Source organism: Citrobacter sp. Ct235, from assembly GCF_030332305.1.
Lineage (GTDB): Bacteria > Pseudomonadota > Gammaproteobacteria > Enterobacterales > Enterobacteriaceae > Citrobacter_A > Citrobacter_A telavivensis.
On the sequence record NZ_JAOWIC010000049.1, the window covers coordinates 321004 to 336237 of the forward strand.

A 15234-nucleotide genomic window follows, 5' to 3' on the forward strand; every position below is an offset into this window, starting at 1 on the left:
CGTCGGATCAAGCCAGCCTTCGGGCTGGTTTTTTTTGCCTGTTTTTCCGGCGTTGTCTATCTTTTCAGCAGCAAAACTTGATACACATCAATTTTGGTATGACCAATGCACCGCATGTGTTATTCTCACTCTCGAAGGACATTTTCATTGTCGTAACTTGTTGTTAATTAAAGGCTATGTTTATAACTTTTAATTAACAATTGGTTAATCATTTTAAGGGGGGCACGTTGACTACACCACTGAAAAAGATCGTGATTGTCGGCGGGGGAGCTGGCGGACTGGAAATGGCGACGCAGTTAGGGCACAAGCTGGGTCGCAAGAAAAAAGCGAAAATTACGCTGGTTGACAGGAATCACAGCCACCTGTGGAAACCGCTGCTGCACGAAGTCGCGACCGGATCGCTCGATGAAGGCGTGGACGCGCTGAGCTATCTGGCGCATGCCCGTAACCACGGCTTCCAGTTCCAACTGGGTTCTGTGATGAATATCGATCGCGAAGCGAAAACTATCACCATCGCAGAACTGCGCGATGAGAAGGGTGAGCTGCTGGTGCCTGAGCGCAAAATTGCCTGGGACACGCTGGTGATGGCGCTGGGCAGCACCTCCAACGACTTCAACACGCCGGGCGTGAAAGAGAACTGTATCTTCCTTGATAACCCGCATCAGGCACGTCGTTTCCATCAGGAAATGCTGAACCTGTTCCTGAAATATTCCGCGAATCTTGGCGCGAACGGCAAGGTGAATATTGCAATCGTCGGCGGCGGCGCCACTGGCGTAGAGCTGTCAGCGGAACTGCATAACGCAGTGAAACAGTTGCACAGCTACGGCTACAAAGGGCTGACCAACGACGCGCTGAACGTGACGCTGGTGGAAGCTGGTGAACGCATTCTGCCTGCGCTGCCGCCGCGTATCTCTGCAGCGGCGCATAACGAGTTAACAAAGCTTGGCGTTCGCGTCCTGACCCAGACGATGGTGACCAGTGCGGATGCGGGCGGCCTGCATACCAAAGACGGTGAATATATTGAAGCCGACCTGATGGTCTGGGCGGCAGGGATCAAAGCGCCGGACTTTATGAAAGAGATTGGCGGCCTGGAGACCAACCGGATTAATCAACTGGTGGTAGAACCGACGTTGCAGACAACCCGCGATCCTGATGTTTACGCGATTGGCGACTGTGCCTCCTGCGCGCGTCCGGAAGGGGGCTTTGTGCCGCCACGTGCTCAGGCTGCGCATCAGATGGCGACCTGCGCGATGAACAACATTCTGGCACAGATGAGCGGCAAGCCGCTGAAAGCGTATCAGTACAAAGATCACGGTTCGCTGGTTTCGCTCTCTAACTTCTCGACCGTCGGCAGTCTGATGGGCAACCTGACGAAAGGGTCGATGATGGTGGAAGGGCGTATCGCTCGCTTTGTCTACATCTCTCTGTACCGTATGCACCAGATCGCGCTGCACGGCTATTTCAAAACCGGTCTGATGATGCTGGTGGGCAGCATTAACCGTGTGATCCGTCCGCGTCTGAAACTGCATTAATCCTGCCTGGCTCAGCACCGTCTGCTGGCGGTGCTGAGCGCCTTCATCATCATTCTTCTTCTACCTTCAGAGTTCTCTGAATCATCCTGTTTTAGCCGCGATCAGCGATATTTTCATCCACTGTCTGATGGGCGTCTTATTGCATTGGTTGCAAAATTGTAACCAATAGCAAAGAAGGAGGATCTCCCGTGAATAAATCGATGTTGGCGGGTATAGGGATTGGCGTAGCTGCTGCGCTGGGTGTGGCGGCGGTTGCCAGTCTGAACGTGTTTGATCGTGGCCCACAGTATGCTCAGGTGGTTTCTGCAACACCGATCAAAGAGACGATTAAGACGCCGCGTCAGGCGTGTCGCAACGTGACGGTGACGCATCGCAAACCTGTTCAGGATGAGAACCGCATAACCGGTTCGGTGCTGGGTGCGGTTGCCGGTGGCGTGATTGGTCATCAGTTTGGCGGCGGACGAGGTAAAGACGTGGCGACGGTGGTCGGGGCGTTGGGGGGCGGTTACGCCGGTAACCAAATCCAGGGCTCAATGCAGGAAAACGACACTTATACGTCCACACAGCAACGCTGCAAAACCGTCTATGACAAATCGGAAAAAATGCTCGGTTACGACGTCACCTACAAAATTGGCGACCAGCAGGGCAAGATCCGCATGGATAAAGATCCTGGCACGCAGATCCCGCTGGATAACAACGGCCAGTTGATTCTGAATAACAAAGCGTAAAAAAGCTGTACTCTGCACGTTAGCCCCTCATTCGCTCAGGCTGAGGGGCTTTTTTTATCAGAAGGTTAAGGCGTAGTTCAGACCAAAGGTACGACCCCGACCCTTATACTCGTACAGCGACGGGCTGCCATAGGTTGGGCTGTACAGCAATGGCGCGCGCTGACCCCACAAGGTGGTGTAATCTTCATCCAGCAGGTTTTCAATGCTGAAGGTCAGTTTACCCAGCGGGAGCTGATAGCTGCCGATAAAGTCCACGGTGTTATAGCCGTCCAGCTTGTTGCCGCTGGCATCGCTGAGATCGAACGATTGCTGGGTCTGAACCCGCAACGACCACGGCTCTGGCGCCCAGCCGACCCAGGCGGTGGCTTTGGACGGTGACGCCAGCGTCACATCCCATTTTTCCCATTTCCCGTTCTGTTTCACTTCGGATTTCAGCACGTTAAAGTTCGCCCCCAGACTCCAGTCGCTGTCAGGGATGAAGTAGTCCGCCGCGCCTTCCACGCCGTAAATCCGGCGATCGTCAGGTTCCACGCGGATCGTCATATCGCTACGGTTAATCACAATCGACTTATCGGACGTCGAATAGTATGCCGCCAGTTGGGTACGCAGATTATCGCCGGTATAGCGCCAGCCCAGCTCATACGAATTGACCTTGATGCCTTCCAGACGCGAATCCGCCACGTTCACGCTGCGCTGGAGTTGGTAACGATCGCCCACCAACTGGTAAGTGCCGTTGCCGTAATATTTCCCGGGATCCGGTAGCTCAACGCCCTGGGAGAAGTTAAACCACGCCTGCTGGCGCTCGGTGAGATGCGCCAACAGTCCGGCGTTGAACAGGAAGTTGTCGTAATCGGTTTTACCTCCAGGAATGACATCGGCAGAGCTCGCTAAGCCATTGGCGATCCCTTGCTGCTGCGCATAGCCCACAAAATCATCAACCCGATTTTCCGTCCACTGATAGCGCACGCCGCCGCTCAGGGTGAAGATGTCATTGATGTCATAACTGCTTTGCAGGAACGGGGCGAAGTTGGTGATGCTGTAGCCGGGGTAGCGCCCTGTCGTATAAGCCGTGCGGTTGTCCATTCCGCCTGACGGCACAGACCAGCCCAGATCGAAGAACTTCTGGTTGGAGTCGAAGGTTTCATGGTCCGCGTCGACGCCCCACGTCAGCTCCCAGTTATCCATCAACTGGCTGTTGAGCGTGATTTTGGCGCCGTACTGGTCCGTGTCCTGCTGCGAGGCTGAGAAGCTGGTCACCTGACCTTTGCTGAGCGTCGGGAAAGGGTAGAATTTCAGCGACTCATCGCGGTAATAGATCTGGCTGACCAGATTCTGACCGAAGAAGTCCGCGTCGGAGTATTGCAGACTGATCAGATGGCGTTCAGTCCCTGGAATACGGTCAGAACTGAGTCCGCTGTGGGTGCTGGCGGTGCCGCTGCCGGTAACGGCGGACATATTTTCACCCAGGTACAGTCCGTAATCCTCATCCCCCTGACTCTTGTAATACTGGGTGACCAACTGTATCTGGCGCTGGTCATCGATGTCGAGAGTCCCGGTTCCCATTACATCCAGACGATCGGAGTGTTGCAGACCGGTTTGCGTGTTGTCGAGCATCAGGGCGTCGCCATTGCCGTCGTACCAGCCGCCAAAGCGCTGATAAGCCACGGACAGTCGGCCAGACGCGCGATCCGTTCCGCCACTGACCGCTGCGGCAACGCGCTCGTCGCGATCGTTACTGTTGTTAAAGCCAGATTTACCGCCCAGTTCAAGCTCTACCTGGCGTTCCGCCTGGCCCTTTTTAGTGACGATGTTAATTAAGCCGCCGGTACTGCCGCCGCCATACAGCGACGTTGCGCCTGAAATGACCTCTATGTGTGCGATGTTAAAAGGGTCAATTGCATCCAGTTGGCGGCTGTCAGTACGCGATGAGTTCAGGCGTACGCCGTCGATCAGCACGACAATCGCGCGACCGCGCATGTTCATACCGTAGTTGGTGCGCCCTTGACTGCTGACGTCAATGCCGGGGATCAGTTGCGCCAGCACGTCTTTAAACTCTTTTCCGCCCTGAACCTGTTGCTCAATTTCCTGGCCTTCAATCACCCAGGTGGTCTGCGCCATTTCGGCGACGGTTTTCTGGCTGCGGTTGGCGCTGACGATGAGGTTTTCTTCTTCTGTTTGTGCCGCCGCAGCGGGCAGAGTCAGGGCCAACAGGATCGGGTTGAGGACCCAAAGACGCTTATTCATTCGCATTCCTTTCTGAAAATATCTGTGCAGGTGATGGTGTTTTAGCCGGTCGGTGCCAGCTGTTACATTGTGAAACAGATGTAAAATCAAATGCGAATATTGCTGATAATAATTTCTATTATCAATAGATTTTTGTGAAAAATTGAACCTAACTAAATGATAACATTAATTATTATGTGGGAATTTCGTCGAAGAAGAGCCGGGAAACGGTGTTTCCCGGTCAGAAAAAACGATCAGGCCTTAAGCAGCTCAGGCCACAGGCGCAGGGTAGTGCGGGTGATTTGCATCAGCTTCTCAAAACTGGCGCCTTCGCGGGCGCTGATGGACATGCCCTGCAAAATGCAGCTCAGATACTCGGCAAGATTTTGTACGTTATTGTGTGCCGGAATTTCACCGCGTTCCTGCCTATGGCGCAGAAATTGCGTCAGGGTCTGCTCCTGCATGGCGTGACGCGATTTCACCGTATGCGCAATATCGCGTGATGCCGCGGCAAGCGTCGCGGAGGTGTTAATCATAAAGCAGCCTGCGGGGGTGTCCTTGCTGGTGAAACAGCTTGCTACTGCGGTGAAGTAATCCTCCAGCGCCGCCTCAACGCTTTTTTCTTCGCAGAACAACTGCGCTTCGTGTTTTGCCGCGAAGCGAGCGATGTATCTGTCCAGCACCGCGCGGAACAGTCCTTCTTTATTAGTAAATTCCGCATACAGCGTTGGCGCCTTCGCGCCCGTTGCTTCAACAAGGTCAGAAAGCGATGTCGCCTCATAACCGTGCTGCCAGAAGAGTGTCATGGCCTTATCAAGCGCGGCTTCCCTGTCGAACACTTTTGGTCGGCCACGGCTTTTTTTTACGCAACTTGTCGATTCAGTTGTCATGGTGCCGTTGTACCTTAATGGAGTTAGTGAACACCTATTATAAAAATAAACCCGCACGGGCTCCAGCGCATTCGCGAGAAAAATATTTTTAGCCTAGTCACATGAAAGATAAGCGCTTTTCATTTTATATAACGATCGTTATAAAAAATGGGTTGACGTGTGACCTGGATCACATCTATTATTTACCTATCGATCGTTAAGTAAATACTTACGACGCCCAATCATCTGCAAAAGGTCACAATTATGAAAAACGTAAAAACTCTCATCGCTGCTGCTGTTCTCAGTTCTCTGTCATTCGCAAGCGTCGCGGCTGTTGAAGTGCAGTCAACGCCTGCTGGTCAGCAAAAAGTCGGCACCATCTCTGCAAACGCAGGGACTAACCTGAGTTCGCTGCAGGACGAACTGGCGCAGAAAGCGGATGCGATGGGTGCGAAATCTTTCCGCATTACTTCTGTGACGGGTCCGAACAACCTGCACGGTACTGCGGTAATTTATAAATAAGCATCCCCCCCTCATTGATGCCTGCTACTGCAAAATAACGCGACATAAAAAAAGCCCCGCTGAATCTATTTTCAGCGGGGCTTTTCATGTCCGGAACGGTTATTACATCGACTGCTGATCCACCTCACGATGGCGTCTGACATCGACCGGCATCCCGGAGCGAACATCCATCACATGCTGCATCACCGCCGCGTCCGTCTGCGCAGAATCTTTAAACGCCTGCAAGGTGCTGTTCAGCACAATAGGCAGAACCTGCGGGTCATCATCAATATTTTTCGACAGCGGCTGGTGGACTTCGACCAGACGCGTACCATCCGGCTCAATCGAAGCTTTGACAGGCGTATTGATGATATTCACTTTGGTGCCTGGCGTAACCTGTCTGAACAGGGTCTTGATATCGCCATCGCGCAGGCGGATACAGCCTGAGCTGACGCGCATGCCAATGCCGAAATCGGCGTTGGTGCCGTGCAGCAGATAGACACCACCGTAAGCAGCTAAGCGAATGGCATGATGTCCCATCGGGTTATCCGGTCCGGCAGGAACCACCGCAGGAAGGTCGATCCCTTGCGCTTTATAACGAGCCCGGATATTCGCCGTCGGCGTCCAGGTTGGATTAGCGCGCTTGTCGGAAACCGTCGTGACCATCGTCGGGGTCAGAGTATCGCCGCCCAGTTGGCCAATGCCGATAGGGTAGACCGTGACCGCATTTTTCCCTGGAGGGTAGTAGTAGAGACGCAGCTCAGCCAGGTTGATGACAATGCCTTCACGCGGCGCATCCGGCAGCAGCGTCTGCAATGGGATGGTCAACACGCTGCCCGGGCGGGGGACGTAGGGATCCACGCCCGGATTCGCCTGCAACAGGGCAAGAAAACCGACGTTGTATTTTTTCGCGATGGCTTCCAGTGAACCCCCGTTATTTTCAACAACGTGGTACTTATTTTCCCCGACCAGCTTGCTGCCCGGTGGAGGAAGAGGCCAGGTATTCGCCTGCGCGGGAAGCGCAAGCGTAATGCTGGCGGCGAGTGCAAAAAAGGCCAGCCAGCGGGAGAATCGCATATTGTTCATTATCATCACAAATCAAAGGGTTATTATGCCAGAGCAGTCCAATGATAATTATGGCGGGGTGGTGTGTCTTGAATTGCAAGGGAAGTGCAAAGAGTTGTAAAGATCGTGGACCCTTGCCTGATGGCGCTGCGCTTATCAGGTCTACGGTCAGGCATCGATTTGTAGGCCGGATAAGGCGAAGCCACTATCCGGCACACCACAATCATGCCACGGCGTTTTCTTCCAGTTGCTGCATAAACTGACGCACCCATTCCATCCGCGTTTTCCGATCGGTCAGATCCTGGATGAACTTCAGTCGGGTCGGTCCGTCAAGACGGTAGTGCTGCGGCTGTTTTTGCAGCAGTCCGATCAGCCAGTTCGGATTGACATGGTTCTTCTCAGCAAATTCGATGGTGCCGCCTTTCTCGTTGCCTTCCAGCTTGCGAATGCCCAGTTTCTGCGCCTGTTGACGCAACCGGGCGATATCCAGCAGAGTACGCGCCGGGTCGGGCAGCAGACCGAAGCGGTCGATCAGTTCCACTTTGAGCTCTTCAAGTTCATTCTCGCTTTTCGCGCTGGCGATACGCTTATAGAACGACAGGCGGGTGTTCACATCCGGGATGAAATCATCCGGCAGCAGCGACGGCATACGCAGTTCGACTTCCGTTTGCTGGCTGGTGAGATCTTCCAGCGACGGCTCGCGTCCGGCCTTCAGTGCATCGACGGCGTTTTCCAGCAGCTCCATGTACAGCGAGAAGCCGATGGTCTCCATCGAACCACTCTGTTCTTCCCCGAGCAGTTCACCCGCGCCGCGGATCTCCAGATCGTGAGTCGCCAGCGCAAAGCCCGCGCCCAGATCTTCCAGCGAGGCGATAGCTTCCAGACGTTTTTGCGCGTCGGTCGTCATCGCCTTGGGGTGTGGGGTCAGCAGCCAGGCATACGCCTGATGGTGTGAACGCCCTACGCGACCGCGCAACTGATGTAACTGCGCCAGACCGAAGTGGTCCGCTCGCTCGATGATAATCGTGTTGGCAGTCGGGATATCAATACCGGTTTCGATAATAGTGGTACAGACCAGAACGTTAAAACGCTGATGGTGGAAATCGTTCATCACGCGTTCCAGTTCGCGTTCGCGCATCTGCCCGTGACCGATGGCAATCCGCGCTTCCGGCACCAGTTCCGCCAGCCTTTGGGCGGCTTTCTGGATGTTTTCCACATCGTTGTAGAGATAGTAAACCTGGCCGCCACGCAGCACTTCACGCAGAATCGCCTCGCGTACCACCAGGCTGTCGTATTCACGAACAAAGGTTTTGACCGCCAGACGACGCGCAGGGGGGGTGGCGATAATCGACAGATCGCGCATGCCGCTCATCGCCATATTCAGCGTTCGCGGGATCGGCGTGGCGGTCAGCGTCAGAATATCCACATCGGCGCGCATCGCTTTAATGCGCTCTTTATGGCGCACGCCGAAACGGTGCTCTTCATCGACGATCAGCAGTCCCAGATCTTTCAACTTCACATCGCTTTGCAGCAGTTTGTGTGTACCAATCAGAATATCAATTTTCCCTTCGGCAACCTGTTCCAGGATCTGCGCCTGTTCTTTGGCGCTGCGAAATCGGGAGATCATTTCGATGCGCACCGGCCAGTTGGCAAAGCGGTCGCGGAAGTTATCAAAGTGCTGCTGGGCAAGCAGGGTTGTCGGCACCAGAACCGCCACCTGCTTGTGGTTTTCGACCGCGAGGAATGCGGCGCGCATTGCCACTTCGGTTTTGCCAAATCCGACGTCGCCGCATACCAGACGGTCCATCGCCAGCGGCTGACACATATCGCTGAGCACGGCGTTAATCGCCTGCGCCTGGTCGGGGGTGGTTTCGAACGGGAAGCTGTCGCAGAACAATTGGTACTGTTCGCGATCGTGTTTGAAGGCGAATCCCTCTTTTGCCGCACGCTGGGCGTAGATATCCAGCAGTTCGGCCGCCACGTCGCGCACTTTCTCTGCCGCTTTCTGCCGGGCGCGCGACCAGGCATCGCCGCCGAGTTTATGCAGCGGCGCGTTCTCTTCAGCGCCACCGGCGTAACGGCTGATCAGATGCAAAGAGGAGACCGGGACGTACAGTTTGGCGTCGTTGGCGTAGGTGAGCATCAGGTACTCGCCTTTGATCCCGCCCGCTTCCAGCGTGGTCATCCCGGCATAGCGACCGACGCCGTGCTCCAGGTGTACCACCGGCTGACCCGGATGCAGCTCCGCCAGGTTACGAATCAGCGTGTCCGGGTTAATCGTGCGGCGTGAATCCTGACGACGGCGCGCCACGCGCTCGCCCAGCAGGTCGCTTTCACAGATTAGCGCCAGATTGCGCGTCGTATCGATAAACCCGTGCTCGGCGGCACCAATCATCAGGTAGCGTCCAACATCCGCGGCTTCATCAAGACGCATAATGCGCTTCGGCGCGACTTTGATGCGGGCGAGCAGTTCACCAAGGGCCTCACGACGACCTTCACTCTCAACCGAGAAAATCACCGGTCCGTCGAAGGACTCCAGGAACTTGCGCAGGGCATCCAGCGGCGATTTTTGCTGCGCCTGAACCGCCAGGTCCGGCAGCGACTTGAAGCCTAAGTTGGTATTTGCCGCTTTGGCGGGAAGATGATCGGTCTTAAGCTGTACGCGCGGCCAGCGTTTGAGTTCAGAAAAGAGCGCATCGACGAGTAGCCAGAGCGATTCTGGCGGCAGCAGCGGTCGCATCGGATCCACGCCACGGTTTTCGAAACGCGCCAGCGTATCGGCCTGGAAACGTTCGGCGCTGTTTTCTAAATCACCGGTGTTGACCACCAGCGTATTGGCCGGGAAATAGCTAAACAGCGGCGGCAGTGGCTCGCTGAAAAACAGTGGCTGCCAGTATTCGATTCCCGCAGGCAAGGTGCCCTTACTGACCTGCTGATAGATATGCTCCGCGTCGCGTTTTACCTCGAAGGTATCGCGCCACTGGCTGCGAAACAGTTCGATCGCCGTTTTGTCGGTCGGAAATTCGTGCGCGGGCAACAGATTAATGGCGTCGACTTCTTCCAGCGTGCGCTGGGTGTCAGCGTCAAACAGGCGCAAACTGTCAATTTCATCGTCGAAGAAATCCAGACGATAGGGCTGTTCACTGCCCATCGGGTAGAGATCCAGCAGCGCGCCGCGCGTGGCGTATTCGCCATGTTCCATGACCTGATCAACATGCCGGTAACCGGCGCTGTCGAGCTGTAAACGCAGGGCGTCGCGCGATAAACGCTGGCCTTTTTTCATCACCAGCGCATGACCGTGCAGATAGCTGTGCGGGCAGACGCGCTGCATCAGGGTGTTGACCGGCACGATCAGCACGCCACGCTGCATCGACGGTAGCTGATACAGCGTGGAGAGACGCGAGGAGATAATTTCCTGATGCGGAGAGAAACTGTCGTAGGGCAGGGTTTCCCAGTCCGCGAGGTTCATCACCATCTGATCGGTAAACTGGCGGATTTCATCATGCAGGCGCAGCGCGTTTTGCATATCGGGCGCTACGAGTACTACAGGACCGGCATGACGTTCGGCAATTTCTGCCACCAGTGTGGCACAGGCAGCCCCGGTCAGTTCACCTAACAGGCGCTGGTCGCCCGCTTTCACGGGCAGCGTGTAACGTTGTTGTTCAGGCATTCGGTTGTCAGAATCTCTTTTAGGTATTCGTCTGATAAGCAATGCCCTGTATTATCCGTGATCGCTCCTCATTAGCAAATTGAATCGCCCTCAGATGAGGGCGAAAAACTTAGCGGGAATAGCCAACGGTTTGCGCGCGGGAAGGGGGGGAGAAGAGGATATCACCGAACAGACCCTGCGACAGTTTACGCACGGCAAGACCCAATAGTGTGCAGATCAACAGGCTGGCAAATGGATAGACCAGCAACAGAGTCAATTCCAGTGCGGGGGACCAGACCGCGGTATTGATCTGTGGGATGAGCAGCAGGCTGAACGCCTCCACCAGAATGCGATGCGTGGTATAAATCGCGATAGTGTTCGAGCCGATCACGTTAAGCAGACTGGACTCACGCATGCCGAAGCGCTGTTCATACTGATAAAACAGCTTCATGATCAGCACGATAGAGACCAACGACAGCAGCAATGAGACGTTAAACAACCACGCCGCGATAGCCAGCGCGAAGGCGGCCGCGCAGAGCAGCGCATAGCGACGTAGCGGGACCTCTTTGATCCACGCCATCAGCGAGACGCCAAACCAGGCGCCGAGGCTGTAATACGGCAGGTTGCGGATCACGCTGTTCATTCCCCACCACGGGGTGGCAACAACGTTGATTGCCACGCTCAGCAAAACAAACAGAGCGAACAGCGGCACGGCCCAGCGGCTGAACACTTTACAGACCACAAAATAGACAATGAGCGCATACAGATACCACAGGCTGGTGCTGGCGGTCAGCATGCCGTGAAGGAACTGACCGATGGAACCGGCGTAGGCGGCGTTGGAGGCGTTAAGCAGGGAGCGCTCCGGCGCCAGCCAGTTGTTCAGTGCGCTGAGCGCCAGCCACTGGGCCACGCCCCACAGCGCCAGCACCCAGAAAATACTCCAGACCCGCTTGTTGACGCTCTCTTTCCAGCTCACGCTGTCGATATAGCGGCGAATTAAAAAGCCAGAGATAAAGAAAAATACTGGCATACGAAACGGAGCGAGGTAGAGATTAAAGTAAACCCAGCACTTGGACAGCAGTTCCGAGAGAGGTAACTGGAAGTGGGTCAGGTGGGGGTAGAAGGTGATGACTGAGTGATAGATTACCACCAGACAGATGCATAACCCTTTGATTTGGTTAATCCATAGTTCTTTCTGTTTCATCAGGACCCTGTGCTTGTATTCGTCAACATAGCCTGTGATCCTGCGGGGTGATGCGGGTGTTGTAATGCGTAACATTCTGCTTTTTGATTTTTTAAGAAAAGGATCAGGGTCGACAGGGGCTATCTCACGAGCCTGCTGAGCTGCGGATCCTTTTCCTCTGCGTACTGACGAACACTTACGGTTCAGGCGTTTACCCATGCGGCTTTCGCTTATATACTCGTGACTTTGCTAACAGCAACCAGACGGATTTCATGTACCAACCTGTCGCTCTATTCATCGGCCTGCGTTACATGCGCGGGCGTGCAGCAGATCGCTTCGGTCGCTTTGTCTCCTGGCTTTCCACCATTGGCATTACCCTTGGGGTGATGGCACTGGTCACGGTTTTGTCAGTGATGAACGGTTTTGAACGTGAACTGCAAAATAACATCCTGGGGCTGATGCCTCAGGCCATCCTTTCTGCGGAGCAAGGCTCCCTGAATCCTCAACAACTGCCGGAAAACACCGTAAAACTGAACGGGGTGAATCGCATTGCGCCGCTGACAACCGGTGATGTCGTGCTGCAAAGTGCGCGCAGCGTGGCGGTTGGGGTGATGCTGGGTATCGATCCGGCGCAAAAAGATCCGCTGACGCCGTATCTGGTCAATGTGAAGCAAACCGATCTCCAGCCTGGCAAGTATAATGTCATCCTCGGCGAGCAGCTCGCGGGCCAGTTGGGCGTTAATCGTGGCGATCAGATCCGCGTGATGGTGCCATCAGCCAGCCAGTTCACTCCGATGGGGCGTCTGCCGAGCCAGCGCCTGTTTACGGTGATCGGCACCTTTGCGGCGAACAGCGAAGTTGATGGCTACCAGATGTTGACCAATATTCAGGACGCCTCGCGCCTCATGCGCTACCCGGCAGGGAATATCACCGGCTGGCGCTTGTGGTTAAATGAGCCGCTGAAGGTGGACTCGCTCAGTCAGCAGACGCTGCCGGAAGGAACGAAATGGCAGGACTGGCGCGAGCGTAAAGGCGAGCTGTTCCAGGCCGTGCGGATGGAAAAGAACATGATGGGGCTGTTGTTGAGCCTGATCGTGGCCGTTGCTGCGTTCAATATTATTACCTCGTTAGGTCTGATGGTGATGGAGAAGCAGGGAGAAGTGGCTATTTTGCAAACGCAGGGGCTGACGCCGCGACAGATCATGATGGTCTTTATGGTGCAGGGAGCCAGTGCCGGGATTATCGGCGCGTTGCTGGGCGCCGCGCTGGGCGCGCTGCTGGCCAGTCAACTTAATACCCTGATGCCGGTTATCGGTATCCTGCTGGACGGTGCGGCGCTGCCGGTGGCGATAGAGCCGCTGCAGGTCATTGTGATTGCGCTGGTGGCGATGGCCATCGCGTTGCTTTCCACGCTTTATCCTTCATGGCGCGCTGCCGCCACTCAACCCGCTGAGGCTTTACGTTATGAATAAGATCCTGTTGCAATGCGACAAACTGTGCAAACGCTATCAGGAAGGTTCCGTGCAAACTGATGTGTTGCACGATGTCAGCTTCAGCGTGGGCGAAGGCGAAATGATGGCGATTGTCGGTAGCTCCGGCTCCGGCAAAAGTACCTTGTTGCACCTGCTGGGCGGGCTGGATACCCCAACCTCCGGCGACGTGATTTTTAGCGGTCAGCCGATGAGCAAACTGTCGTCAGCGGCGAAAGCGGAACTGCGTAACCAGAAGCTCGGCTTTATCTATCAGTTTCACCACCTGCTGCCGGACTTCACCGCGTTGGAAAATGTGGCGATGCCGCTGCTGATTGGTAAACACAAACCCGCCGAAATTACTGTCCGGGCGAGTGAGATGCTGAAAGCGGTAGGGTTGGATCACCGCGCCAGTCATCGTCCGTCTGAACTGTCTGGCGGTGAGCGTCAGCGCGTGGCGATTGCCCGTGCGCTGGTCAACAACCCGCGCCTGGTGCTGGCGGATGAACCGACCGGTAACCTGGACGCGCGCAACGCCGACAGCATCTTCCAGCTTCTGGGTGAGCTGAACCGCGCGCAGGGCACTGCGTTTCTGGTCGTCACCCACGACCTGCAACTGGCGAAGCGCATGAGCCGCCAGTTGGAAATGCGAGATGGACGTCTGACGGCGGAACTGAGCCTGATGGGGGCGGAGTAATGGCCTCGCCTTTATCGTTATTAATTGGCCTGCGCTTTAGCCGGGGACGGCGGCGCGGCGGCATGGTGTCGCTGATTTCGGTGATCTCGACCATCGGTATCGCGCTGGGCGTGGCGGTTTTGATCGTCGGTTTAAGCGCGATGAACGGCTTTGAACGCGAACTGAACAACCGCATTCTGGCGGTGGTGCCGCACGGTGAGATTGAAGCGGTCAACCCGCCGTGGACCAACTGGCGTGAAGCGCTGGAGAAGGTACAGAAGGTGCCGGGTATTACGGCCGCGGCGCCGTATATCAACTTTACCGGACTGATTGAGAGCGGGGCGAATCTGCGCGCTATCCAGGTGAAAGGCGTGGATCCGCAGCAGGAACAGCGTCTGAGCGCGCTCCCCTCATTTGTGCAAAATAACGCCTGGGCTGATTTCAAAGCGGGTGAACAGCAAATTATTATCGGCAAGGGCGTCGCCGACGCGCTTAAGGTGAAGCAGGGCGACTGGGTTTCCATCATGATCCCCAATTCGAATGCCGATCATAAATTGATGCAGCCAAAGCGTGTACGCCTGCACGTTGCCGGTATTCTGCAATTGAGTGGTCAGCTTGACCATAGCTTCGCGATGATCCCGATGGCCGATGCGCAGCAGTATCTGGAGATGGACAACACGGTTTCCGGGATTGCGCTGAAGGTCAGCGACGTCTTCAACGCCAACAAACTGGTGCGTGACGCAGGCGAAGTGACCAACAGCTATGTCTATATCAAGAGCTGGATTGGTACTTACGGCTACATGTACCGCGATATTCAGATGATCCGCGCCATTATGTATCTGGCGATGGTGCTGGTGATCGGCGTCGCCTGTTTTAACATTGTCTCAACATTAGTGATGGCGGTAAAAGACAAGAGCGGTGATATTGCGGTATTAAGAACGCTGGGGGCGAAAGATGGCCTGATCCGCGCCATTTTTGTCTGGTACGGCCTGCTGGCGGGGCTGTTTGGCAGTTTGATCGGGGTGGTAATTGGCGTGGTGGTTTCGCTACAGCTGACGCCAATCATTAATGGTATCGAAAAGCTGATTGGCCATCAGTTCCTCTCCGGGGATATCTATTTTATTGACTTCCTGCCATCGGAATTACACTGGCTGGATGTGATTTACGTGCTGGTCACCGCACTGTTGCTGAGTCTGTTGGCGAGTTGGTATCCGGCGCGGCGCGCCAGTAACATCGATCCTGCGAGAGTACTCAGCGGCCAGTAACCATAATGGCGTGAGAGATACACAAACTCATTCATGTGACCAGAACAGCGGCCGCCTGAAGGGTGAAGTGTATA

The 15234-nt window shown here is 55.3% G+C and carries 11 protein-coding genes; 6 read left to right on the forward strand and 5 right to left on the reverse strand.

The genetic code is table 11. From position 1 onward, the window contains the following. Positions 1–227 precede the first annotated feature (227 nt). The gene (gene ndh, locus OGY35_RS18655) at positions 228–1532 is read left to right on the forward strand and encodes an NADH-quinone dehydrogenase (protein WP_286633097.1); all 1305 of its coding nucleotides are present in this window, start codon (positions 228–230) and stop codon (positions 1530–1532) included. A gap of 188 nt (positions 1533–1720) precedes the next feature. After that, the gene (locus tag OGY35_RS18660; RefSeq protein ID WP_152405061.1) at positions 1721–2260 is read left to right on the forward strand and encodes a glycine zipper 2TM domain-containing protein; all 540 of its coding nucleotides are present in this window, start codon (positions 1721–1723) and stop codon (positions 2258–2260) included. 57 nt (positions 2261–2317) lie between these two features. Here OGY35_RS18660 and OGY35_RS18665 read toward each other — a convergent pair whose 3' ends face one another. Then, positions 2318–4504 (reverse strand): TonB-dependent siderophore receptor, encoded by a 2187-nt coding sequence (locus tag OGY35_RS18665; RefSeq protein WP_286633098.1) that lies wholly within the window; start codon positions 4502–4504, stop codon positions 2318–2320. A 233-nt stretch (positions 4505–4737) separates the two neighbouring features. Continuing rightward, a complete protein-coding gene (gene comR / locus OGY35_RS18670; RefSeq protein WP_286633099.1) occupies positions 4738–5373 on the reverse strand; it encodes a TetR family copper-responsive transcriptional repressor ComR in 636 nt (211 codons plus the stop codon). Positions 5374–5616: 243 nt separating this feature from the next. On the opposite strand from comR, the gene bhsA reads away from it, so the two are divergent. After that, complete coding sequence (gene bhsA / locus OGY35_RS18675; protein WP_152405058.1) at positions 5617–5874, forward strand: multiple stress resistance protein BhsA; 258 nt, start codon at positions 5617–5619, stop codon at positions 5872–5874. 102 nt (positions 5875–5976) lie between these two features. Here bhsA and ldtC read toward each other — a convergent pair whose 3' ends face one another. The 3 genes from ldtC to OGY35_RS18690 all read right to left on the reverse strand — a co-directional run bounded on the left by ldtC (position 5977) and on the right by OGY35_RS18690 (position 11771). Further along, complete coding sequence (ldtC, locus tag OGY35_RS18680; RefSeq protein ID WP_286633706.1) at positions 5977–6942, reverse strand: L,D-transpeptidase LdtC; 966 nt, start codon at positions 6940–6942, stop codon at positions 5977–5979. A 199-nt stretch (positions 6943–7141) separates the two neighbouring features. Then, the gene (mfd, locus tag OGY35_RS18685) at positions 7142–10588 is read right to left on the reverse strand and encodes a transcription-repair coupling factor (protein WP_286633100.1); all 3447 of its coding nucleotides are present in this window, start codon (positions 10586–10588) and stop codon (positions 7142–7144) included. Positions 10589–10697: 109 nt separating this feature from the next. Next, positions 10698–11771: an acyltransferase family protein gene (locus tag OGY35_RS18690; protein WP_286633101.1), complete on the reverse strand. Its 1074-nt coding sequence runs from the start codon at positions 11769–11771 to the stop codon at positions 10698–10700. Between the two features lie 251 nt (positions 11772–12022). Here OGY35_RS18690 and lolC point away from each other — a divergent pair, with 251 nt between their 5' ends. The 3 genes from lolC to lolE are packed head-to-tail and all read left to right on the forward strand — an operon-like array spanning position 12023 to position 15160. Further along, positions 12023–13222 (forward strand): lipoprotein-releasing ABC transporter permease subunit LolC, encoded by a 1200-nt coding sequence (lolC, locus tag OGY35_RS18695; RefSeq protein ID WP_286633102.1) that lies wholly within the window; start codon positions 12023–12025, stop codon positions 13220–13222. Beyond that, positions 13215–13916 (forward strand): lipoprotein-releasing ABC transporter ATP-binding protein LolD, encoded by a 702-nt coding sequence (gene lolD, locus OGY35_RS18700; protein WP_286633103.1) that lies wholly within the window; start codon positions 13215–13217, stop codon positions 13914–13916. Before lolC ends, lolD begins: the two co-directional genes overlap by 8 nt. Beyond that, positions 13916–15160, forward strand: coding sequence for a lipoprotein-releasing ABC transporter permease subunit LolE (gene lolE, locus OGY35_RS18705; protein WP_152405053.1), 1245 nt, complete (start codon positions 13916–13918; stop codon positions 15158–15160). The genes lolD and lolE overlap by 1 nt, the downstream gene beginning before the upstream one ends. Positions 15161–15234 lie beyond the last annotated feature (74 nt).